This window comes from Moraxella sp. K1664, assembly GCF_039693965.1.
Lineage (GTDB): Bacteria > Pseudomonadota > Gammaproteobacteria > Pseudomonadales > Moraxellaceae > Moraxella.
This window is the reverse complement of the sequence record NZ_CP155576.1, coordinates 1,003,787-1,026,998: the sequence shown is the minus strand read 5'-3', so window position 1 is coordinate 1,026,998 and position 23,212 is coordinate 1,003,787. Positions and strand designations below refer to the sequence as shown.

Below are 23,212 nucleotides of genomic sequence, written 5' to 3'. Positions count from 1 at the left end.
TTTTGCAAATTTGCCAAAAAATCACTTAAATTCACTTAACAAATCGGAGAAAAATTATGGGTAAAGTTATCGGTATTGACTTAGGTACAACCAACTCTTGTGTGGCAGTCCTAGAAAATGGCAACGTCAAAGTCATTGAGAATGCCGAAGGTGCCAGAACTACGCCTTCTATCGTGGCATTCAAAGACGGTGAGACCCTAGTCGGTCAATCTGCCAAACGCCAAGCAGTTACCAACCCACAAAACACCCTATTTGCCGTAAAACGTCTTATCGGTCGCCGTTATGACGAACAAGCGGTTCAAAAAGACATCGGTCTTGTGCCTTACAAAATCGTCAAAGCCGACAATGGCGATGCGTGGGTAGAAGTGAACGGTAAAAAACAAGCACCGCCACAAATCTCTGCCGAAGTTTTGAAAAAAATGAAAAAAACCGCCGAAGATTATCTTGGCGAAACCGTAACCGAAGCGGTCGTTACCGTCCCTGCTTACTTTAACGATGCCCAGCGTCAAGCCACAAAAGACGCAGGACGTATCGCAGGGCTTGATGTTAAGCGTATCATCAACGAGCCAACCGCTGCTGCCCTTGCGTTTGGTCTTGACAAAAAAGAAGGCGACCGCACCATTGCGGTGTATGACTTGGGTGGTGGTACGTTTGACGTGTCTATCATTGAGATTGCGGACGTGGACGGCGAACAGCAGTTTGAAGTGCTATCTACCAACGGCGATACATTCCTAGGCGGTGAAGACTTTGATATTGCTTTGATTGACTACCTTGTGGACGAGTTCAAAAAAGAGCAAAACGTCAATCTAAAAGGCGACCCGCTAGCCATGCAACGCCTAAAAGAAGCTGCCGAAAAAGCCAAGATTGAACTGTCAAGCTCAACGTCTACCGAAGTAAACTTGCCATACATCACCGCAGATGCCACAGGCCCAAAACACTTGGTGGTAACAATCAGCCGTGCCAAACTAGAAGCCTTGACCGAAGAGCTGGTGGCTCGCACGATTGCCCCATGTAAAATCGCCCTAGAAGATGCAGGTCTGTCGGCTAGCGACATTGATGACGTGATTTTGGTGGGTGGTCAAAGCCGTATGCCACTTGTACAGCAAAAAGTGCAAGAGTTTTTTGGTAAAGAGCCAAGAAAAGACGTGAACCCTGATGAAGCGGTGGCAATCGGTGCTGCTATCCAAGGTGCGGTACTCTCTGGCGACAAAAAAGACGTGTTGCTACTTGACGTTACCCCATTGACCCTAGGCATTGAGACCATGGGTGGCGTAATGACGGCAATCATTGAGAAAAACACGATGATTCCTACCAAAAAATCACAAGTGTTCTCAACCGCTGCCGACAACCAACCTGCCGTAAGCATTCAGGTGTATCAAGGCGAGCGTAAGATTGCCAACCAAAACAAACTTTTGGGCAACTTTGACCTAACCGACATTCCGCCTGCACCCCGTGGCGTGCCACAGATTGAAGTTACCTTTGACATCAACGCAGACGGCATCATGAACATCTCTGCTAAGGATAAGGGAACGGGCAAATCACAATCTATCCAAATCAAAGCTGACAGCGGTTTGACGGATGAAGAGATTGAACAAATGGTGCGTGATGCCGAAGCCAATGCCGAAGCGGATAAGAAGTTTGCCGAGCTTGCGGGCGTGCGTAACGAAGCGGACGGACGTATCGCAGGGGTACAAAAAGCCCTAAAAGAAAATGGCGATAAAGCGACCGATGAAGAAAAACAAGCGGTAGAAACGGCAATCAGTGAGCTAGAACTTGCGACCAAAGAAGATGACGTGGACGCAATCAAAGCCAAGCTAGAAGCCCTTGATAATGCATTCTTGCCAATCGGTACCAAGATTTATAGCACTGACCAAGCTGGTGCAGGTGCGGACGCAGGTCAAGCCGAGCCCGCCAAACCTGCCGATGACGGCGTGGTAGATGCTGAGTTTACCGAAGTGAAAGATGATAAGAAGTAATTCTTTGACTTGACAGACAAGCTCTCAATGAAAATTGGGGGCTTGTTTTTTCATGGATTTTTTGGGATATTTTGAGTATAATTACCTAATTTTTTTAAGAGACGATTAATATGTCCAATTTTTCAGAGTTAAAATCCCAATTTGATGATAAATATGGCTCGGCAGATGAATTTACTTGTTTTTTGCCAGAACATTTGACATTAAATAAATCTACCTATTTTAAGAAAAAGGATGGCGGTAGAAATGAGCAATACTACAAATGGCAATTTCTGTATGCTCTAATTAATTCAGGCTTGTTTGCCAAAGACTATATTGGCACAGAAATACATTTCCCAAAAGGCAACAAGTCATCAGCACCTATCAAAATAGACGGTGCAATTTTTGACGACAAGAATTGGTTTACTCATTATCAAAACTATCATCAAAATAATGATGGCGATAGCTTAGAATGGTTGAGAGACCATTTAATTGCAACCATTGAATTTAAAAAGGAAGATAATAAAAATATTAGTGAAGTTTGGGACAAACAACTAAAAGCCTATTTAAAAGAAAGCAATCGTAACTTTTGTTTCGGAACTTTATACGATACAGAGCGACTATATTTATTTAAAAAACATAATGGCAAATTTTTGCGTTATAGTGAAGAATACAACACAAAAGGGGACGATAGTAAAACGAAAGATTTAACACTACATTTAACTGAACCGACCCCCAAATCTTAGACATAAGATTAAAGGTTAGGTTGTTGCAAGTGGTTGTATTAACCCTAATTGGACTAAGTTTCTGTACTTAACAGGACTTAGTCCTTTTAATTTGCTCTTTATTCTATCATGATTGTAGTAGTGTATGTACTCATCAATCACTTGTTTAAGTTCATCTGTTGATGTAAATGTGGTTGTCTCATAAAATATCTCTTGTTTTAGCGTACCAAAGAAGCTCTCTATCACAGCATTATCCAAACAATTGCCTTTTCTTGACATGCTTTGGGTTAAGCCTTGTTCTTTTAGGGTTTGTTGATACTGGTGCATTTGATAGTGCCAGCCTTGGTCTGAATGAATGATGGGTTTGTCATCCATCTTTTCTTGGCTTAGCTTGGATAGGGCATCATTTAACATCTCTTTGACCAACTCATACGTTGGTCTGTCCTTCATCGTATAACTGACAATCTCACCATTAAACAAGTCGATGATGGGCGATAGGTAGAGTTTTCTTTGAATGACACTGCCATCATTTGCCTTGTCTTGTACTTTAAACTCTGTGATGTCTGTTGCCCACTTTTGATTGGGTTTGTCTGCTTTAAAGTCTCTTTTGAGTATATTGTCCTGAATGGTATCTTTGCCCATTGTGCCTTTGTAAGTATTAAACTTACGTTGACGACGAACCAATGCTTTGAGTCCAAGTTTAGCCATCAGTCGTTGCACTCGTTTATGATTAATGACCATGCCTTTTTGGGCAAGCTGATTGTTAAGCTCTGATGTGATTCTACGATAACCATACCTGCCCTTGTGTTGGTGGTAGATGTGGTTAATGTGTTCTTTTAAGTCAAGGTCTTTGTCAGGCTTTGTACTTTGACGAATGTGGTAATAAAACACACTTCTTGGCAAGTTTGACACTGCCAATAAGTCAGCAAGTTTGTGCTTATGCCTTAATTCTTGGATGATCAGGACTTGTTCTTTGTTTGTACTGATTGTTCCTTTTGACGAATTAAGGCATCTAGCTTTTTTAGATAGTCATTCTCTGCTCTAAGATAGGCAAGTTCATCAAGCAAATCATCCACACTTTTTTCGTGGTCTTGTTTGGTTTTCCAAGTTGATTTGGTTTTATTAGCGTTGTGTTTGTTTGACATTGCTTTTTTGCCTTTGGGTTTGGGTATTAGTCCCATTATACCAAAGGCTTGGTAGGACTTTAACCAAGTTGACAGTAAAGAAGGTTGTGGCAGATTAAGCTCTATGGCAAGTTGTGTAAGCGATTTGCCCTGTTGTATGGCTTGAACGGCATTAAGCTTAAAATCTGTGTCATAGACAGCCTTTGTGTGTCGTCTTTTTATGCCATCAATGCCATGTGCTTGATAGAGTTTAACCCATAGCTCTACGGTTGTGTGGTTTAGATTAAAGTGTTTGGCGGTTTGTTTGTAGCCATGATGATTAAGATAATACCCAATCACAGACAGTTTAAAGTCGGTTGTGTATTTTGCCATAAAAAGCACCCCAAAGGTTAGTGTGTCTAACTTTTGGGGTGCGGTTCACAAACAGACCCTTATTTTAATATTCCTAATTTTCAAGATTTATTAAATATTGAAAACAAAATAGATATTGATTTATCTAAACGCACCATTTTTGATTTAGATATTATTTCTGGTATTCATTCTACACAAATCAACGATGTGATGAGTGATATTTTGCGAACAATGGATAAGGTTGGCATGGTCAATCAGCGTGGATTTGAAATTCTTATTCAAATTCTGTCCCTAAAAATATTTGATGAAAAACGCAATGAAAAAACACCAAGCCGACATTTGGATTTTTACATCACCAATGACGAAAAGTTTTTTAAAAAATTATCCGATGCCAACATAAAAAACTTTATTAACCGCATAAATCAATTAAAAGATAGTGCAACAGGAATTTATCATCGTATTTTAAAGAATTATTCATTTAATGAAAAAAACGAAAATCACATTAAAGTTTTAATTGAGGTAGTCAGTCAATTTCAGCATTACTCTTTTGTGCGTTCTCACAAAACCGACCTTTATCAGTTGGTATTCAATAAATTTGCCACACCGTTTTCAAAAGAGCAAAATGCCCAATTTGTAACCCCATTGCCACTTATAGAATTTTTGGTCAATATTGTTAATCCTAGAAATGGCGAAACAGTGATTGATCCAACAGTCGGTATCGCGGACTTTTTGTCTGTTTCTTATGTAAATTCTAATAGTAAACTGGACGATGGCAATATATTCGGCATGGATATTGACGAACAAATGGTTATGCTTGCCACCTTAAATATGCTATTAAATGGTGATGGTAATGCAAAAATAGAATCCAAATCAGGCTATGGTTCATTATCTCACAAATTTAACAAAGAAGGTCATATTTTAGAATTAGACACCAATGATAACAAAAAAGGAGATTGGGATAATCGCTCTGACGATGATGAGTTAAAAAAATTTGACGTGGTTTTAACCAATCCACCATTTGGTGAAGACCGTGCATTCACGCCAAAAGATGACAAAGATAAAGCAATGATTGAGTGCTATGAATTATGGCATTTATATGGCAACAATAACGATGATAATGAGCAAAATGACAATAAAAAATCCAAAAAACAAGCCAATAAAATAGATTTAGGAGTGGTATTTTTAGAAAATGCCTATCGTATATTGGCAGAAAATGGCAGAATGGGCATTGTACTATCCAATTCCATTGCCAGTATTGACAGCCATAAAATCGCCCGTCAATGGTTGATGGATAAAATGCGAATTGTGGCAATCTTTGATTTGCCTGCCAATGTATTTGCCGAGACTGGGGTAAATACTTCTATCATTGTCGCCTACAAGCCAAGCGATAAAGAATTGGAAAACCTTAAAAAGCAAGGTTATCAAATTTTTGCCAAAGACATTCAAAAAGTAGGCTATGAAGTCAAAACCAGTAAACGAGTTAAACAATTTGTGCCAATCTATAAAATTAATTACGAAACTTTTGAGATTGAAATTGATGAGAGTGGGCAAGCGGTTAAAGATGAGGATTTTAGCCAAACGATTGTTGATTTTAAACAATGGTGTTTAGGTCAAGAGCAGTCATTGCAAGATATTTTTATTAAGGAAAAATAAAAATGAGTAAATATATTACCACAAAACATCATATTTCTTTATCGGAAATGATTGATAAAAATTATAGTTTTTCATCATCGCAGTATAGGGATTTAAATATCAAAAATGACAATTTTCTTTATGTACGAGATTTTTTAAGTCGTGATTTAAAACGTAGCGATTTAGGATTGGAAGTTGGTTCAATAAGCTATATTGAACGCTCCACTCACTATTTTTTACGAACAAAAGCTCTGCAAGCACATTCATTTTTGCCTGAAATTACGTCTGAAACTGCTATTCCAATCATACCAAGCAATTTTAAAAAAATGGATTTAAAAAAGGGTGATGTTATTATTTCAAAAGATAGCAATATTGGTGAAATTGTCATTTTGGAAAAAGATTATCCCAATTATATGTTGTCAGGAGCTTTGTATAAATTGCCGACAGATAAGTACAAATATTATTTGTTAGCAATGATAAAACATGATATTTTTAGAGAGCAGTTGGATTTTATTGTACCAAAAGGAGCAACCATTCGCCATGCCAAAACCTGTTTTTGGATTGTAAAATTCCGATGCCAAATCATAATAGCGATAACACAATTTTATTTATTGAATTATTAACACAAGCAATCATCAATAAGGAAAGTCTCATTAAAGAGCGACATTTGGCGATTTTACAAAAAATAGAGCAAGAATTATTAGAAAATCAGCTAGATAATCGATTTACTTTTGATTATCCGACTTTTGAAGAGATAAAAAATATAGGGCGGTTGGATACTGGTCTATATTCTAAGAAATTCAAGAAAGAAATATTTAAAATAAAAAATTATAAATCAGGATTTTCCACAATTTATGAATTGGGATTTCATCTAAGCAGGGGGCAAAACTTACAGGAAAGTAATATTGGAAAAAGCGTTTATTCAGATATTTATCATAATGGTTTTTATAATTTAATTTTACCAACCAACTTTTCCAATTATGGTATTATGAATAAAATTAGCTACTTAGGGAATAAAAAGAAACTAAAAACCTTAAATCAAGGTGAAATTATCTTTGGAGCAGAAGGGACTTTTAGAAGTATAGTTATCTGTGAAAATACAGAGAATTACATTACCAACATTCATGGTATTACTCTGTATCAGGAAGATTTAACATTAAGCATCTTCGTTAAATGCTTTATGGATTATTTAGCACAAAAAGAAGTAGTTAATGGTATTAAGGTTGGAGGCAATGGAGGAAGTTTGGCTCAAAAATATTGGAATATTATCCCATTCCCAGATTTCCCAAGCGAAAAACAGCAAGAAATCACCAAACTTTACCATAACCCAATTAAATATCCAACCGATCAATTTTCATTGGAAAACTTTTTAGAATTAGACAATCAGTATAATGAACAGGCTGGCATTTATGAATTGGATAAAACTGCCAAATACTTAAAACAGCTTTTGAATAGAGCGATTGAATGTGTGATTGATGATAGGGAATGTATGATCGCTTTTGATGAGTGATGAAAAATCCATGAAAAATACTCACGCTCTACATAAACCCACAATTTTGGCGTATAATGAGCTAACTTAACATCACAGCCACGCTACATCATACACCACACCATGCACATTCTCATCATCGAAGACGACCCTGCCATTGCCACGACCTTGCGTTTTGCCTTAGAGCGTGAAGGTTACACCGTGTCATGGGCGGACACGGTTGCCAAAGTCGCCCCCTGCCTTGATACGCCACGCCTTGACGCTGTCGTGCTGGACGTGGGACTGCCTGACGGAGACGGTTTTGGCGTGTGCCAAATGATACGCCAAGGCGACAGACACGCCCACGCCCCCATACTGTTTTTGACGGCACGCACGGACGAGATAGACCGCATTTTGGGCTTGGAGTTAGGGGCGGACGACTACATCGCCAAGCCATTTAGCCCCCGAGAGCTGATAGCACGACTAAAAGCGATATGGCGTAGAGAAAACATCTTTACCCAAAAATCGGACAAAACCGATAAATCAGACCCTACTCACACCGACTTTACCAAAACCACAGGCGGACATACTTGGCATTATCAAGCCCATGATTATTCACTTTTTATAAATAATCACGCCTTAACCTTATCAAAAACCGAGCTTGGTATCATGCTGACTTTACTTGCCAATCCCACGCACATTTTGTCCCGTGAGCAGATTTTGGCGAGCATATCTGACCACCCCGAACACCGCCTATCACGCACCATTGATAGTCATATCAAGACCTTACGGCAGAAATTGGCAGAAGTGTGCGATGATGAGATTATCATCACACATCGGGGGCTTGGGTATGGACTGACTTAACACTTTTAAGGCTTAAAACTGATTAACAGGAATGCGGACATATGGTTTGCCATTTTGGGTGGTAAAAAACTCGCCTGCGTTGATATTAACCTGCACGGACGGAAGCATGAGCCTAGGCACGGATAGGGTTTTATCCCGAGTATCTCTCATGTGGATAAAGTCATCTTTACTGATACCGTCTTTGACATGGATATTATGCCGTCTTTGCTCGCCGACTGTGGTGGTTGGGCTATGCGTGCGATGTTCTGGCGGATAGTCATGGCACAGATACAATACCGTCTCATCAGGCAATGCTAGAATGCGTTGTATCGAATCATAGAGCCGACCACTGTCGCCAGCAGGAAAATCACAACGAGCCGTGCCAACATCAGGGGCGAATAACGTATCGCCAACAAAGACGATGAGCCGTATGCCGTCCGTTACCTGATACGCCATGTCCGCAGGGGTATGCCCTGCCACGTGCATGGCGGTAATGCTAAGACTGCCGAGCGTGAGTGTCGTGCCGTCATCGGTCAAATGGTCAAATTGAGACGCATTGGGGATAAAATCATCATCAAGGTCATAGATGTCCTTAAAAATATGCTGAACCGTGGCAATGTGCTTGCCGATGACCGTCTGACCGCCAAGTCGCTCTTTTAGATAATGAGCGGACGTAAGATGGTCGGCATGGGCGTGGGTCTCGATGATGTATTTGACCGTCAAGGCGTGCGTTGTGATAAAATCCATGAGTTTATCAGCATTGTCATAACTCACCCGCCCCGACACAGGGTCATAATCTAACACAGGATCAATGATGGCACACAGTTTGGTATCATCATCGATGAGTATGTGGCTATATGTCTCGGTCTGTGGGTCTAAAAAAGAATGCACGTTCATGTGTTTATTCCTTAATATTTATGGTTTAGTTATTTATAACATAACTTACTAGCTCATACAATGCTATTTTAGATAATTCTAAAATAAAAAAATTCAATCAAAATAATTATCATCATGCTAACATTTCACACCCTACTTGACCGCATTTTTAAAAAACGCCTAAGTTTTAGCATTTTTGTGCGGATATGGCTCACCTTTGCCTTGATTACCCTATTGTCATCGTCCCTTGCTCTGTATTATGTCCAAAAAACCGTGCGACCGTCCGCCAAGCGTGTGGTAGAAGACAGCCTTGTGGATACCTCGGTGCTACTGTCGCACATCGTGGCAACAGACGTAGCAACTTTATCAAAAGATGAATTAAATCAATCCCTTAATACCAAACTATCTCACGCCTTTACCAACCCGAGCGAGCTTGCTGGCACGCCAATCTGGTATCATCAAAAATCCACAAGCACTTACCACATCTATATCACAGACGGCACAGGCATGGTCATCTATGACAGTCGTGGGGCGAGCGTGGGGGCGGATTTTAGCCGTTGGAATGACGTGTATTTGACCTTGCGTGGTAAATATGGGGCAAGAAGTACCGACATCGGCGGGCATTCGGTCATGTATGTGGCAAGCCCGATTGTCTCGGACGGGCGGATAATTGGCGTGGTGTCCGTTGGCAAACCTACCCAAACGCTCATTCCTTATATCAACAAAAGCACCGATGAGATTATTAAGATTATCTTAACGATTATGGCAATCACGCTTGCCACCGCCACGCTCATGGCATGGTGGTTACGCCACAGCATAGACAGCGTAAACCGCTACACCAAAGGGCTTGCCAGTACCGCGCCGCCCCATTTTTATCTTGGGCGAGAGCTAAACGAACTCATGGCAAGCATTCACGCCATGAAAGACACCATAGAAAACAAGGCGTACGTCAGCGAGTACGTCCACACGCTCACGCACGAGCTAAAATCGCCCCTGACCGCCATTCGTGCCAGTAGCGAGATTTTGACAGACGAGCTGACGCTTGCCGAGCGTGAGCAGTTTACGGGCATTATTTTATCACAAACGGACAAATTGACCGCCCTAGTGGACAAACTTTTGACCCTTGCCAAGATTGAACAGCCCACCTTCAAACTTACCATGAGCGATGTTGATTTGGACGCACTCATTCAAACTTGCCTAAATCAGCAGTCGGCAACCCTAAAACAGCTTGGCAAAACCGTGCAATTTGACAAAAGTGGTATTTCTATCCGTGCTGATGAATTTTGGCTTGCCCAAGCGGTGCAAAACGTCATTGACAACGCCATTTATTATGGCAAAAGTGCGATAGCCATTCATATAAGCCAAACCGAGACGGATACGTTTATCCATATCAAAAACGACAGCGACACGCTGGACGATTTTATCATCAAACGAGCCTTTGAGCGGTATTTTAGCATGGGCAATACCCACCGCCAAAAAAGCACGGGGCTTGGGCTAACCCTTGTCAAGCAAGTGATAGAGCTTCATGGCGGGGCGGTGAGTTTTGGGCAGGATAAGGATAATTGCGTGGTTGTGGCGATGAGCGTGCCACGCTGATTTCACACATTTTCCATAAATCCGCCCCATTTTTCCATAATTTTTACACACACGATTTTTATAATGACTTCATGTTTTTAGGAGTTATTTATGCAAAAAATCGGTACAAAATTATCACTCATCGGGGCGGTATGCCTTGTGTTCTTTGTCGGACTCATGTTCGTAAGCGGACTTGTGAGCGAGCGACAGTCTTATCACGATGAAGTTATCAGCGAGATTAAGTCGTCCCATGTGTCATCGCAAATCCTAGCCACGCCCTTTTTGGTGGCAGGACATGGCGATGAGAAGCACTACATTTTCCCCACCAAAAGCGACATCAAGGCGACAAGCAATGTGCGAGATGACGAGTACAAACGGGGCATTTATCGGGCAATAAGCTATGGCACAAAGGTGGTCGTACAGCAGAGCTTTAACGCCCATGCCACCGCCCACACCTTGCACATTGACAAGCCTGCCGAGCCTACCCAAACAGCATCGCCTGATAGCCAAGCTCAAAACGAACAGGCTCAAAATCAGCAATCCCAAAACGAACAAGTCCAATCCAACCCAAACGAGCAAGTCGCCACCCAAAATTCCCAAAACCAAACCACCCAAGCGACACCCACGCCCACCGAGCCTGCTAAGTCCACCCCCAAACCATTAAGACTTATCATTGCCTTAAGCGATTTACGGGGTGTCATGCCAACGGATGTAACCGTCAATGGCAAAAGCTATCCTACCACCTTTGGTACGGACAACGCCTTACCGCATTTGGAAGTGGCTTTGCCCATGACCTTAGACGACTTTATAAAAGATGATTTTATGGGCAGTCGGGAGCTAAATGTACAGTTTGAGCTTGACGTGTCTGGCATTGGCAGTTTTGGCGTGTTACCGCTTGGCGAGATGAACACCGTTACCCTAAACAGCAACTGGCAAAATCCCAAATTCCACGGGCAAGCCCTGCCCACGCACAAATCACTCACCGATAACGGCTTTGGGGCGACATGGCAAGCCCATGTCTTAGGCGTGCAAAATCAAAAACTTATCATGGAGCTATCACGGGGCATCATGGGCGATTTTGACCAACACACGCACTACGCTCTCATGACCGATTTTATCCATACCAACGACACCTACACCAAGACCGACCGCAGTATCAAATACGCTCTACTTATCATCATGGTGTCATTTGGGACGTTCTTTTTGTTTGAAGTTATCAAGGCTTGTGCCATTCACCCCATTCAGTATCTGCTGGTGGCAAGTGCGTTGCTTGTGTTTTATTTGCTCTTGTTATCACTTGCCGAACACATCGCCTTTTTATATGCCTATATCATCGCAAGCCTTGCCTGCGTGGGGCTTATCGGTTGGTATGCCTGTTATATGCTCGGCTCGTTTGGGCGTGGCATGGGCTTTGGGGCGGTGCTGGGGACGCTGTATGCGTGCTTTTATGCGATACTCTCAGCAAGTGGCATGAATTTGCTTATGGGTTCGGTGTTCTCCTTTGTGTGTATTGCCGTGATTATGGTTGCCACTCGCCATGTGGATTGGTATGGCATGACAGGGCAAAATGATGACAGTGAAAGTGATGAAAATGAAAGTAATGAAAATGATAATACGCCACTCATGCCAAACATTCATCTACCCAAAGCAACGCCAACCAATCAGGAGACTACCCATGACTAATATCACAACCATAAGCACCCTAATCGGCAAACCCAAATCAGCAATCTTAGATGAATTTAAACAAGATGACTGCGTGGAATTTTTGCATTGGCTATATGTGCCAAAATTAAAGCTGTTGATGAGCTTTCATCGGCAGGTGTGTGCAGGGGTGGAAGTGGTGTAGAGTAAAATAAGGTAAAGTAAAAGGCATTGCGAAATAACAATGCCTTTTATTTTTTAAAATTTGGGCGGGTGGGGAAATTGCAATTTGCCCTGATTTAGAAATTTAATAAAGGGTGAATATTTACTGGTCAGTCATTACAAAAAACGGACTGATTTTTTTGGCAAAATTCTTTATAATAAAAAATATTTTATTGAAAATATGCCAAACCTTTTAACAAACAATCACAGAACAGGACAGTATTTATGCCAATTCTTAGCTTATTTGGGTTGATTTTTGAATGGCATGATGAAAAGTACGAACTTGTTCATAAAAATCGTGGCATTACATTAGACGAAGTGGCGAGCGTATTTTTTGATGACAACGCTCTTGAAAAAGATGATTTTGGCGATTATGATGAACAAAGAACCCTAACAATCGGTATGAGCAATCAAGCACGATTATTGGTCGTGGTTTGGACACAAAGGGGCGATACCTATCGCATTATTACCGCCTTTTTTCCAAGCAAAAACCAAGAAAAGGAGTATGCCAATGCAAAATATTGACCTAGATTACGAACGCTATAAAGATTTTGATTTTAGTGGGGCGACACCCACCAAAAACTCACAAATCTTACAGGCAAGGGCAAGAAAAAAAGCCCATGATGATTTGAGCAGTTTTTTTGACAGCGATGTCCAAGAAGTCATCAAACAGCACAACACCCCCAAAGACAGGGAGCGATTAAACACAATGATTAGGGTTTTGTTTGCCACTTAAAACGCATGGCATGAACGGTTTTTTGGCATAAGCATTACAAAAAACGGACTGATTTTTTTGGCAAAATTCTTTATAATACACCTTTCATCTCTATCAATTAGGAGAACACCATGAATGACTTACTCGCCCAATTTATCCCCATGTTTATTGTAACCTTTGGGGTGTTTGTGCTGTTTTTTTTGTTTATGGGGATTGGTTATTTGGTCAAGAAAAAACCTCTAAAAGGCTCATGCGGGGGCGTGGCGACACTGATGGGCGATGAGTTTTGCCAGTTTTGTGGCAATGACCCGAACAAATGCGAGTCCCTAACCGAAGACGACAAAAAAGCCATGCTCGCCAATAAAACAACGTTGGATAAGATTGCCAAAGAGATTTGATAGTGGCGGTTTTAAAATCCGTTTGAATGTAAAATTTGAATTTAAAAAAGGGGCGATTTATTCGCCCAAATGTAAAATTCTTAAAAGGGCAAATCGCAATTTACCCCTACAATAACCAACACAAAAATCAACATAGACACAAGGGCGATTTACGCCCTTTTTCTTTTATTTATCCTAAATTTTCCCTTTTCAAGCCTTGTTCTTTTTTGTTAAAATCCTATCTTTACCCACACCAAACCGCCATGCCAAACACCACACACCCCCACAAATCCGCCCTACCCCTTGCCCTGCTTATCATCACGCTTGTGTTGTTGGCGATAAATATGCGTTCACCCATTGTCATGCTAGGCTCGATCGCCCCCACACTCACAGACGCACTCGGACTGTCGGTGTCCGCCATTGGGCTGTTGGGGGCGTTACCCATGCCGATGTTTGCGTTTGGGGCGTTGGTTGCCCCCATGCTCGCCAAGCGTTTTGGGCTTGAAATCATGATGATAGCAAGCGGTGTGGTGCTGGCACTAGGCGTGCTGTCTCGGGTGTGGCTTGGGGTGGGTGGGCTGTTTGTTGGTACAGTTGTTTTGTCGCTTGCCATTGGGCTATTAAATGCCTTAACCGCCCCCTTTATCAAAAAATACACTCCCAATCACATCGCCCTTGCCACGGGCGTGTTTAGCCTATCTATGTCAGTGTGTGCAGGGCTGTGTGCCTATCTGGTCGTACCGCTCATGGGTGTGGTGTCGTGGCAGGTGGCGTTGTCGTGGTGGGGGATGTTTGCGGTGATGACGTTTTTTATGTTGTTATTTATCAATAAGTTATATCATGCCGACACCGCCCAAACCACCAGCACACCCAGCCATTTTAACGCATGGAAAAGCAAGGACGCTTGGTATTTGGGCGTGTATATGGGCATACAGTCGTTACTGTTTTATACGGTGGCGAGCTTTTTGCCGTCCATTGGTATGGGCTATGGGCTAAGTTTGGCACAGGCAAGCTCTCTTGCCCTTGCCTTTCAGTTGTCCGCCCCTGTCGCCATATTTTTATTAACCTTTTTAATCAAAAGAAATTTTCCCATAAAAATCATCGCCTTAGTGGCAAGCCTTGCCAACGTGGTGGGGTCGGGCGGATTTATTTGGTTTCCTGATTATCTCATGCTGTGGTCGGCACTCATGGGCTTTGGTGGGGCGTGTATTTTTACGTTGTCGCTTATGCTGTTTTCTATTCGTACGACACGGCTTGACACCGCTCGGGATTTGTCGGGCATGGTGCAGGCGGTGGGCTATGGCGTGGCGTTTTTTGGTCCATTGGTGCTGGGTAAATTGTACGAAAAAACAGGTACTTGGGAGCTGTCGCTGTATGTGCTATTTATCTTAATGTGTGTCAATGTCGGCTTTGGCTGGCTTGCGGGGCGTGGGGATAGGGTGGATTGAGTGATATGATTGCCTTATGGGATTTGCACGCTGTCGTGCCTGCGTTGGTGATTGGGCTGGTCGCATTTTTGGTGGGGAATAAGGTGGGGGTAGCCACCATATCAAATCATAACAATTGATAACATCACCCTTAACAGTTTATCAAATATTAATTCTTGAAGCTTAATAAATGAAGTGATAAAATAGAAATTTAAATCATTAAATCACAAGGTCATGTTATGGATTTTGATTTTTTAAGTGGTGCAATCGTATCTGGTGTAATGTATGATTACTTTAAAGAGGGTATTACACTGTCCGCCAGAAAGATCAAAGAATTTTTCCAAGAAAACCTTTATGAATTGCCCGATGAACAGGCAAGGCTCATCTTTGCAAAAAGTCAAGACATTCCCACCTCACCACTCAGTATAAGCAAGGAAGACTTTATCTCACAATATGCCAACTATTTTGAGCTTAACACAGCAGACAACTCGACAAATCAAACAAATATTGGCAATAACAATACAAACATTGTAGCTAATAATTCACCTATTACTTTCAATCAGCATATTCAAAAAAAACGGAAAACTAAGCCAATTAATTGAGAAATTTGAGAGAAGTAAGCAAGACAATCCAGATTTTGAAAAACTAAGCCAAGAGCTTACACATTATTTACAAAGAAAAATTGAAAAGAATAACCCCAAATTAGCAAGAGGCTTAAAACAAAAATTGATTGATGGTAATAGAAAGCACCTTGTTGAAATAGCCATTGAAAGCAAAAGTAAAATCCACAGAAAAATTGCAAAATATGGCTTATTCAAAACAGCAAATGAAGTTTTTTTATTCCTATTAAGTAATACATTATCCATATTTCAATATCAAATTAAAGGAAAAATTTTATCCAAAGAATTTTCCAATCAAAAAATTGATGATTTCATTGCAGATAGAATCATTAATCCTTTATGGGAGGATTGTCAAATGTCCTCATTATTCGATAGTATAGATGAAATGTATGGTTTATTATTTCTTTTAACTGGTAATTGCCACATTGATTGGGATAACGAATATGATTTATCACCCTAGAAATGATATTTACCATTGTTGTTTTAGAATGATACATATTTTATCATCAAACAACTTATCAAGTATTGAATTGGATAAGTTAAAAATCATTGATTTTTATTTAGTTTTTCCAATATTTTTAACTAATAATACATATTTTACATTTCCAAAAGGAAATAAAATACAAAAAAATATAGCAAATCAAATTGAGCAACCTTATGAAGAATTACCAAACAGAAAAATTTTATTTTCTGAACTGAATGATTTTCAAAGCTATGCTCTACAAGTTTTAAAATCCAAACTAATTATTGATATTGATGAAGAAAATATGGTAATGCGAAAAGGGAAATATTTTGAAGTAGCCTATGAACAGTTGGCAAAAAATCCTTACTTTACTAGTGAAATACATAAAGAAATTATCAGAGTTTTAATAGCTATTGATCTTTTGGGTGAAAAAGGCTTAAAATCTAGATCTGGCTTAATGGAGTTCCGCTATGATACAGTTTGATCCCACTCTTTTTATAAAGCGTTTAGTAATTCAAAAAGAAAACTATACTGTATATGATGAAAAATTTCATCAGGGTGTGAATATTATTCGCGGACATAATAGTTCTGGGAAATCCACAATTATGGAGCTAATGTTTTTTGCATTAGGTGGAGATATTCCAACAAAGCAATGGAAAGAAATTGCACTGAAATGCTCTACAACTTATATTGAAATAGAGATAAACGGAAAGACATTTACTTTATGTCGCGATATATCCAATAAATCACGAATTGGAATGAGAATCTTTGAAGGAGGTTATGATGATTTTTCAATCAAGGATAGTCTATTATTTCCCTATAGTGATAGAGAAAATAAACAAAATTATCACGCAAACTTGCTTCAATTATTAAATATCCCTATTATCAAATCCACAGATAATAATTTCATTAACTTTAATCAAATATTGCGTCTGATTTATACCGACCAATTAACAAGTGTTAGTAGGATATTTCGTGAACAAGACTTTGACTCCAATACAAAAAGAGAAGCAATAGGCGATCTACTAATCGGTGTGATTAGTGACCTATTTCACAAAAAGAATGAGCTGAAAGAATATGAAAAAGATCATGCTAATTCAATTAATGAAATAAAAACATTCACACATGTTTATTTAGACATAAAAACTATTGATGAAATTAATCAAGAAATAAATTTTAACCAAGAAAGAATTTCTGAACTTAATGCACAACTTGAATATATTAATGAAGAGTCTGCCGATAATGAAACTCGTCAAGAAATTTATACTCAAAGAGATAGACTTGACAAATTATTAAGACAAAAGGAAGATAAAATTGATGAGTTAAATAAGATTCTTTTTGAAATAAAAGACTCAGAATTATTTATTAAATCTCAAAAAAATAGATTGATTGACGTTCAGAATTCTGAAAAAATGATTAATATTTTATCAGATTTACAGTTTATTCATTGCCCTGCTTGTTTCTCAAAATTAAAACCCACCACAAGTCATACAACTTGCAATGTTTGTGGTTCAGAACAGTCAGAAGAATACGAAAAACCAACATATCGACTGCAAAAAAATATTGAATTCCAGATTCAAGAAACACAAAGCTTATTGCCAAAATATCAAGAAAGATATGAAGAATCAGAGTCCGAACTTGCTACAATAAATCAAAATATCGATAATGTAAGAGCAAAATTAATGGTTATGGAAAAACCTATTGGCGGACTATCTACACAAAATAGACTCGCTTTATTGGAAATTGGAAATTTAGAGCAACAAAATATCCATTTGCAAGAAAAGATTGCTCAGCTGTCAAAATTTGAAATATTAAAAGAAAAAAGGGATGACTTGCAAGCGATTGTCTCTAAATTGTCTTCCGACATCGATAAAATTGTTAAAAAAAATGAGCAGGTTAAGCTATCAAAAGAATCAAAAATATCAGGTATTGTGCTAGATTTAATCAAACAAGATTTAGATAGAGAAGATTCTTTTAAGAAAGCAAAGGAGGTTAGCTTTAGTTTTTCCAATGATATTATCAAAGTTGATGGCGTCAGCATGTTTTCAGCAAGTTCAACCGCTTTTTTAAAAAGCTGTTTTAAATTAGCTCTTTTGATAGCCTCTTGTCAGGATAAAAGTTTCTTGTATCCAAGATTAGCCATAATGGATAATATTGAAGATAAAGGCATGGAAGAAGCAAGGAGTAAAAATTTTCAAAAACTAATTGTTGCCGAATCTAAAAAATTAACCGTAAAACATCAGATTATTTTTACTACGTCAATGATTGCTGAAGAATTAAATAATTCAGAATATTGTATTGGGGATTTTTATACCAGTGAAAATCATACATTGAAAATTAAAAGCTAAGCATATGCAAAGGGCGAACATTCGCCCCTTTCTCACACCACATCCACCACAGTCGGCTTACCATTGTGCATTAGCACCGTTACGTCCACGTTATACAGTACTTTCATATTTTCAGCGGTTAGCACGTCTTTTGGCGTACCCACCGACACCACTTCGCCCCCTTTCATCATCACGACCGTATCGGCAAATTGGGACGCTTGGTTGATGTCGTGTAGCACGATGACCACCGTTTTGCCACGACTTGCCAGCACTTTCATCTGTCGCATGAGTCGCCCTGCGTGGTACATGTCTAGGTTGTTGAGCGGTTCATCAAGCAGGATATATGGCGTATCTTGGCACACCACCATGGCAATCAGCACACGCTGACGCTGACCGCCCGACAAGTCGGACAAAAACCGCTCGGCAAGTGGCTCCAATTCAAAGGTTGTAATCATCTCTTCCACCTTATCCTTATCCGCCTGTGTGGGTCTGCCCTGATGATAAGGATAACGCCCAAACATGAGTAGCTCACGCACACGCAGTCGCCCCTGAATGTGGTTTTCTTGGGCGAGCATGGCGACCACTTTTGCCATGTCGCTATCTGTGGCGGTGCTGATGTCGTGTCCGTCAAAGCTAATACAGGCGGATTTGTCCTGCAACGGATTCATACGAGCCATCAGGCTAAACAGCGTACTTTTGCCCGCCCCGTTCGCCCCGATGAGTGCGATGATTTGCCCTGTGGGTAGCTCAAAGTTTACGTTTTTTAAAATGGGTAAATCGCCGATGTTGTGGCTTACGTTTTTTACTTTTATCATGCTCTTTTTCCTTTATTGTATTGCGTAAAAATCAGTAGCAAAAACGCCACCCCACCAAACAGCTCAATCACCACTTCAAGCACGCCTGCCATTTTAAAAATATGCTCAAACACCGCCTGCCCCACGATGAGCGTGCTACTGGCGATGAGTGTTACCAAGATGAGCCGTTCGCCATGAGCCATTTTGGTGCAAAAACGATTGGTCAAAGCACACACCAAAAGCCCAAAAAACGTAATCGGGCCCACAAGAGCGGTTGCCATGGATACCAGTAGCGAGATTGTCATCAAAATGCCGAGTGAGAGCTTATGATACGGCACGCCAAGCGAAATGGCACAATTTCTGCCAAGCAGTAGCACGTCCAATGCAAACCGTTGTCGCCATACATAAATAAAAGTCGCCACCGACAGCACCACGCTGGTGATAAGCAAATTGACATTAATAGCGGTAAAACTGGCGTAACTATTGGCTTGCACGGTTACAAATTCATCAGGATTTATCATGCGAGCAACCATGTAGGATAAGCTACGAAACAACGTCCCAAAAATCACGCCCACCAAGATAAGCCGTGTTAAGTCTTGATTGTGTTTGGTAAACAAAAAACGAAACAAAATCACCGACATCATCATCATGACCGCCACTTCAAAGGCAAATTTGCCCACCGTTGGCAAGGTTACATAACTTAGCATACCCAAAAAGAACAGCATAAGGCTCTGTATCAAGACATATAAGGCATCAAAGCCCAAGAGACTTGGCGTTAAAATGGGGTTATGCGTAAGCGTCTGAAACAGTAGCGTGGACACCCCCACCGCATAGCCCACCACCAAAAAAGCGATGAGTTTGCGAGTACGCAGGGGCAAGGCAAAATCCCAACTCATCACATTTAAGGTCAAATACAGCCCACAGCCAATCACAAGCACGATAAACGCCAATAAAATAGGATTGCCCAATAACTTTTTTATAAAATTCATCACACGCCCCTATTTTGATTTTGACAAAAGCCACAAAAACAGTGCCGACCCCAGCACGCCAAAGACGACATAGACAGGGATTTCAAAGGGATAGCGTATCACACGACCGATAATGTCGCACAAAAGGACACAAGACGCACCAAGCAACGCCACCGCAGGAAGCGACACTCGCAGGCGGTCTCCGACCAGACGGCTGATGATATTTGGCACGACAAGCCCCACAAAACTAATCGCTCCCACCGTAACCACCACCACCGCACTTATCATCGCCACCATGCCTATCGCTAGCCACATGACAGCATCTTTATTAACGCCTAAGTTTTTGGCGATACCGTCCCCAAGCCCAATAATGGTCAAGCGGTCTGCCATGATATAGGCAATGGCGGACAAAATCCCCACCAGCCACAAGGTCTCATACCGCCCTGCCAGCACGCTAGAAAAATCACCAAACCGCCACACCGACAGCATTTGCACCGTCTCGGTCTGATACGCCAAAAACAGCGTAAACGAATCAATAATCCCCCCAAACACAATCCCCACAAGCGGAATGATGAGAAAGTCCGTGGGCGGTAAGCGTTTGATAATCTGCATAAAAATCATCATACCACCAAACGCCATGACGGTTGCCACGCTCATCTTACCCAAAAGGGGCAAGGTTGGCATATATAGGCTTGTCAGCAAAACCCCAAGCACCGCCGACTGTGTCGCCCCCACCATGGACGGCTCAACAAAGCGGTTTTTTAGCACGACCTGCATCATCATGCCCGCTATCGCCATGCTCGCCCCCGTCAAAATCAAGGCGAGCGTACGGGGCAGACGGCTCACCAAAAATAACTGTGAGCTGTTGTCGGTGTCGTCAAAGAGCTTTGCCCATGAAAAATCCGCCACCCCCACCGAAATGCTGATGACAATCAAAACAAACAAAAGCAAAAATGCACCAACATTGACAAATGCTGGCGACCACCGAGATTTTGGGGCGGACTTCGGGGTAGAGAGTGTCGCTGTGGTCATAGGGTTCCTAAGTGATAATTCCTAAGGGTATGGCAGGACAAAGAGGTTTATATGATAAATTGACATGGTTAAATCAAAATATATTTAAAAGTCGGACATTGTAGGGGCGTGCTTTCCACGCCCTTTGATAAACCGTATTTTTAAAATCTAGATGTGTAGGGGTAATTTATTCGCCCTATGGCAAATGGCAATATGAAATTTGGCAAATAAATCACCCAAATTATCCAATGACTTTTTTAAAATATTTAATCAAAAAAATCATTCAAATAAACACGTCCAACCATGTTTTTTTTCAAGGTCATTTAATGCCTTTTTGGTATGATTTACCAAATCATATTTTGTAATACTGTCATGCTCTGAAAAATAAGCAGGTAATGGTTGGGCGTTGTTTTGATTAGCCTGTTTCCAACAATCAATAAACCATGTTTCAAATCTGTTATGAATATTATCTGAAATATCATCATAATATTCCATGACTTCATCATCATCTAAATCAAAATCATAAAGCTCATCTTCTATTTCGTCCAATGAAAAATTGCCCGTTGGATAATGCTCTTTTGGTATCATGCCTGCCAAACCACGATTTAAGGTTTTGCCTGTTTTGTCTAACCAAAAAATAAATAAATCCAAATCATCGTTATATTCCACCCAAAGCGTGTCCACCTGCTAGCGGTCTATTTTGGCAAAATAATCAGCCAAATATGCCACCATACTAGGTTTGGCGGTTTGGCAAGCGTTATCAAATTGTGCAATTTGGCGATGAACATAATCAGTGATATCAGTCATCATTTTCCCTAAAATAAAAAAATCAGCAAAAGGGCGAATAAAATCCGCCCCCTTTTTTTAGACCCAATATCAATTACTGAGCTGTTTTTGCATTAAACGCATCGGTAACAATCTTGGTGTCTTTTAGCCATTGATAATAGCCACCAAAAGCAAGATAAGAATCTGCACTAACATAGACGATTTGGTTGTTTTTATAGGCTTTGGTGTTGTGCATGAGTGGGTTGTTTAGCACTTCCTTAGCCGATACGCCTTCTTCGCCAATCGCCGAACCACGGTCTAGGACAAATAGCCAATCAGGGTCAACTTTTTGGATATATTCAAAGCTAATGGGCTGACCATGACGCTCTTCGTTTTTGTTCACGTCAGCGTCCGCCATAGGAATGCCAAATGTGGTGTGTAGATAGCCATAGCGTGAGTTTTTGCCATAGGCACTCATTTTGTTGCCATTGATAAGAATGGCAAGCCCGTTGCCCTTGCCTTCTACCGCTTTTTTGGTCTCGGCAATGGCGTTATCAATGTCAGCGATGAGTTTGTCGGCTTCAGCAGTTTTACCAAACACCTTACCAAAATCAGTAATCTGTTGTTTACTTGACTCATAGACGTTGTTGGTGTCCATGGTCAAATTATACGTTGGGGCGATTTTGCCAAGCTCTTCGGCGTGTTTTGCCATACGAGAGCCGACAAAGACCGCTTGCGGTTTTAGACCGTGCAACACTTCTAGATTTGGTTCAAACAATGTGCCGATTTGAGTGGTGGCAGGAGCGTCTTGTGCTTTTAGGTTCAATGCCAAAGCACGGTCATCGGCAATATCAGGGAAACCCTGAACCGCCACGCCCAGTGCGGTCAAGTTTTGTAGGGCGGTCATGTCATAGACAGCAATGGGGTTTGGATTGGCAGGGATAGTCTGCTCGCCTGTGGCGGTCTTGATGGTAATATCGCCTGTGGCGGTGTCGGCTTTTTGTTCGGTGGAGGCAGTTTGGGTGTCGGCTGATTTTTCAGCAGGTTTGTCTTGGTTACAAGCGGTCAGACCGAACACACCAACAACGGCAAGGGCTAAAAGTTTTTTGGTAAACATAACACGTCCTATTTTTTGGTAAACATAACACGTCCTATATATGAGAATAACATGAAAAAATAAATAATGGTTACATATTTTAACCAAAAATTCTTGATAAATCAATGAAAATAGGAATATTTAACAAATAATTTAGATTGCCAGTTGTGGTGCATGATGAGTTATTGCCATCTAAAAATTGGTCGCCAAAAAACAAAAACCCAGACCAAGCTGAGTTTT

At 40.8% G+C, this 23,212-nt stretch carries 25 protein-coding genes; 17 read left to right on the top strand and 8 right to left on the bottom strand.

The features are described from left to right. Window positions 1-56 precede the first annotated feature (56 nt). Together dnaK and AAHK14_RS05285 are read left to right on the top strand one after the other, a co-directional pair. Entirely contained in the window at window positions 57-1,976 is a 1,920-nt protein-coding gene (gene dnaK, locus AAHK14_RS05290) for a molecular chaperone DnaK (protein ID WP_065255056.1), read from the top strand. A gap of 110 nt (window positions 1,977-2,086) precedes the next feature. Then, window positions 2,087-2,698 carry a hypothetical protein gene (locus tag AAHK14_RS05285; RefSeq protein WP_282667196.1) on the top strand — a complete coding sequence of 204 codons (612 nt, stop codon included), beginning with the start codon at window positions 2,087-2,089 and terminating at the stop codon, window positions 2,696-2,698. A gap of 15 nt (window positions 2,699-2,713) precedes the next feature. On the opposite strand, the gene AAHK14_RS05280 is transcribed toward AAHK14_RS05285, so the two are convergent. Both AAHK14_RS05280 and AAHK14_RS05275 read right to left on the bottom strand, forming a co-directional pair. Beyond that, on the bottom strand, window positions 2,714-3,634 hold the full coding sequence (locus AAHK14_RS05280; protein ID WP_264753555.1) for an IS3 family transposase: 921 nt from the start codon (window positions 3,632-3,634) through the stop codon (window positions 2,714-2,716). Window positions 3,635-3,636: 2 nt separating this feature from the next. Next, window positions 3,637-4,173, bottom strand: coding sequence for a helix-turn-helix domain-containing protein (locus AAHK14_RS05275; RefSeq protein WP_065256690.1), 537 nt, complete (start codon window positions 4,171-4,173; stop codon window positions 3,637-3,639). A gap of 33 nt (window positions 4,174-4,206) precedes the next feature. On the opposite strand from AAHK14_RS05275, the gene AAHK14_RS05270 reads away from it, so the two are divergent. The 4 genes from AAHK14_RS05270 (at window position 4,207) to AAHK14_RS05255 (ending at window position 8,116) form a co-directional block, all read left to right on the top strand. Next, window positions 4,207-5,805: an N-6 DNA methylase gene (locus tag AAHK14_RS05270; protein ID WP_346818235.1), complete on the top strand. Its 1,599-nt coding sequence runs from the start codon at window positions 4,207-4,209 to the stop codon at window positions 5,803-5,805. A 2-nt stretch (window positions 5,806-5,807) separates the two neighbouring features. Beyond that, window positions 5,808-6,407, top strand: coding sequence for a hypothetical protein (locus AAHK14_RS05265; RefSeq protein ID WP_194092624.1), 600 nt, complete (start codon window positions 5,808-5,810; stop codon window positions 6,405-6,407). Continuing rightward, window positions 6,359-7,294 carry a hypothetical protein gene (locus tag AAHK14_RS05260; protein WP_194092625.1) on the top strand — a complete coding sequence of 312 codons (936 nt, stop codon included), beginning with the start codon at window positions 6,359-6,361 and terminating at the stop codon, window positions 7,292-7,294. Before AAHK14_RS05265 ends, AAHK14_RS05260 begins: the two co-directional genes overlap by 49 nt. Before the next feature lie 102 nt (window positions 7,295-7,396). Continuing rightward, window positions 7,397-8,116, top strand: coding sequence for a response regulator (locus AAHK14_RS05255; protein ID WP_065256009.1), 720 nt, complete (start codon window positions 7,397-7,399; stop codon window positions 8,114-8,116). A gap of 12 nt (window positions 8,117-8,128) precedes the next feature. Here the strand turns inward: AAHK14_RS05255 and AAHK14_RS05250 are convergent, their stop codons facing one another. Then, window positions 8,129-8,992, bottom strand: a complete 864-nt coding sequence (locus tag AAHK14_RS05250; RefSeq protein WP_065256010.1) for an MBL fold metallo-hydrolase — start codon at window positions 8,990-8,992, stop codon at window positions 8,129-8,131. A gap of 114 nt (window positions 8,993-9,106) precedes the next feature. On the opposite strand from AAHK14_RS05250, the gene creC reads away from it, so the two are divergent. The 11 genes from creC to AAHK14_RS05195 all read left to right on the top strand — a co-directional run bounded on the left by creC (window position 9,107) and on the right by AAHK14_RS05195 (window position 18,359). Beyond that, entirely contained in the window at window positions 9,107-10,567 is a 1,461-nt protein-coding gene (gene creC / locus AAHK14_RS05245; RefSeq protein ID WP_065256011.1) for a two-component system sensor histidine kinase CreC, read from the top strand. Window positions 10,568-10,657: 90 nt separating this feature from the next. Then, a complete protein-coding gene (gene creD, locus AAHK14_RS05240) occupies window positions 10,658-12,229 on the top strand; it encodes a cell envelope integrity protein CreD (RefSeq protein WP_065256012.1) in 1,572 nt (523 codons plus the stop codon). Continuing rightward, complete coding sequence (locus AAHK14_RS05235; RefSeq protein WP_156065105.1) at window positions 12,222-12,392, top strand: hypothetical protein; 171 nt, start codon at window positions 12,222-12,224, stop codon at window positions 12,390-12,392. The genes creD and AAHK14_RS05235 overlap by 8 nt, the downstream gene beginning before the upstream one ends. Window positions 12,393-12,634: 242 nt before the next feature. Continuing rightward, window positions 12,635-12,934: a BrnT family toxin gene (locus AAHK14_RS05230; protein ID WP_065256013.1), complete on the top strand. Its 300-nt coding sequence runs from the start codon at window positions 12,635-12,637 to the stop codon at window positions 12,932-12,934. After that, window positions 12,921-13,145, top strand: a complete 225-nt coding sequence (locus AAHK14_RS05225) for a hypothetical protein (RefSeq protein WP_065256014.1) — start codon at window positions 12,921-12,923, stop codon at window positions 13,143-13,145. Before AAHK14_RS05230 ends, AAHK14_RS05225 begins: the two co-directional genes overlap by 14 nt. Before the next feature lie 110 nt (window positions 13,146-13,255). Then, the gene (gene nqrM / locus AAHK14_RS05220) at window positions 13,256-13,522 is read left to right on the top strand and encodes a (Na+)-NQR maturation NqrM (RefSeq protein WP_065256015.1); all 267 of its coding nucleotides are present in this window, start codon (window positions 13,256-13,258) and stop codon (window positions 13,520-13,522) included. A gap of 242 nt (window positions 13,523-13,764) precedes the next feature. Beyond that, the gene (locus AAHK14_RS05215) at window positions 13,765-14,949 is read left to right on the top strand and encodes an MFS transporter (protein ID WP_065256036.1); all 1,185 of its coding nucleotides are present in this window, start codon (window positions 13,765-13,767) and stop codon (window positions 14,947-14,949) included. 218 nt (window positions 14,950-15,167) lie between these two features. Continuing rightward, window positions 15,168-15,530 carry a hypothetical protein gene (locus tag AAHK14_RS05210; RefSeq protein WP_065256016.1) on the top strand — a complete coding sequence of 121 codons (363 nt, stop codon included), beginning with the start codon at window positions 15,168-15,170 and terminating at the stop codon, window positions 15,528-15,530. After that, window positions 15,466-16,008 carry an ABC-three component system protein gene (locus AAHK14_RS05205; protein WP_345894504.1) on the top strand — a complete coding sequence of 181 codons (543 nt, stop codon included), beginning with the start codon at window positions 15,466-15,468 and terminating at the stop codon, window positions 16,006-16,008. The genes AAHK14_RS05210 and AAHK14_RS05205 overlap by 65 nt, the downstream gene beginning before the upstream one ends. After that, on the top strand, window positions 15,992-16,495 hold the full coding sequence (locus AAHK14_RS05200; RefSeq protein WP_065256018.1) for an ABC-three component system middle component 5: 504 nt from the start codon (window positions 15,992-15,994) through the stop codon (window positions 16,493-16,495). The genes AAHK14_RS05205 and AAHK14_RS05200 overlap by 17 nt, the downstream gene beginning before the upstream one ends. Next, window positions 16,482-18,359: a hypothetical protein gene (locus AAHK14_RS05195; protein ID WP_065256019.1), complete on the top strand. Its 1,878-nt coding sequence runs from the start codon at window positions 16,482-16,484 to the stop codon at window positions 18,357-18,359. Before AAHK14_RS05200 ends, AAHK14_RS05195 begins: the two co-directional genes overlap by 14 nt. A gap of 32 nt (window positions 18,360-18,391) precedes the next feature. On the opposite strand, the gene AAHK14_RS05190 is transcribed toward AAHK14_RS05195, so the two are convergent. The 5 genes from AAHK14_RS05190 to AAHK14_RS05170 form a co-directional block, all read right to left on the bottom strand. Further along, the gene (locus AAHK14_RS05190) at window positions 18,392-19,153 is read right to left on the bottom strand and encodes an ATP-binding cassette domain-containing protein (RefSeq protein ID WP_065256020.1); all 762 of its coding nucleotides are present in this window, start codon (window positions 19,151-19,153) and stop codon (window positions 18,392-18,394) included. Then, window positions 19,150-20,121: an iron chelate uptake ABC transporter family permease subunit gene (locus AAHK14_RS05185; protein WP_065256021.1), complete on the bottom strand. Its 972-nt coding sequence runs from the start codon at window positions 20,119-20,121 to the stop codon at window positions 19,150-19,152. The genes AAHK14_RS05190 and AAHK14_RS05185 overlap by 4 nt, the downstream gene beginning before the upstream one ends. 9 nt (window positions 20,122-20,130) lie before the next feature. After that, window positions 20,131-21,132, bottom strand: coding sequence for an iron chelate uptake ABC transporter family permease subunit (locus AAHK14_RS05180; protein ID WP_194092626.1), 1,002 nt, complete (start codon window positions 21,130-21,132; stop codon window positions 20,131-20,133). A gap of 258 nt (window positions 21,133-21,390) precedes the next feature. Then, window positions 21,391-21,795, bottom strand: coding sequence for a hypothetical protein (locus AAHK14_RS05175; protein ID WP_065256022.1), 405 nt, complete (start codon window positions 21,793-21,795; stop codon window positions 21,391-21,393). Between the two features lie 196 nt (window positions 21,796-21,991). After that, the gene (locus AAHK14_RS05170) at window positions 21,992-22,993 is read right to left on the bottom strand and encodes an ABC transporter substrate-binding protein (RefSeq protein ID WP_065256023.1); all 1,002 of its coding nucleotides are present in this window, start codon (window positions 22,991-22,993) and stop codon (window positions 21,992-21,994) included. Window positions 22,994-23,212 lie beyond the last annotated feature (219 nt).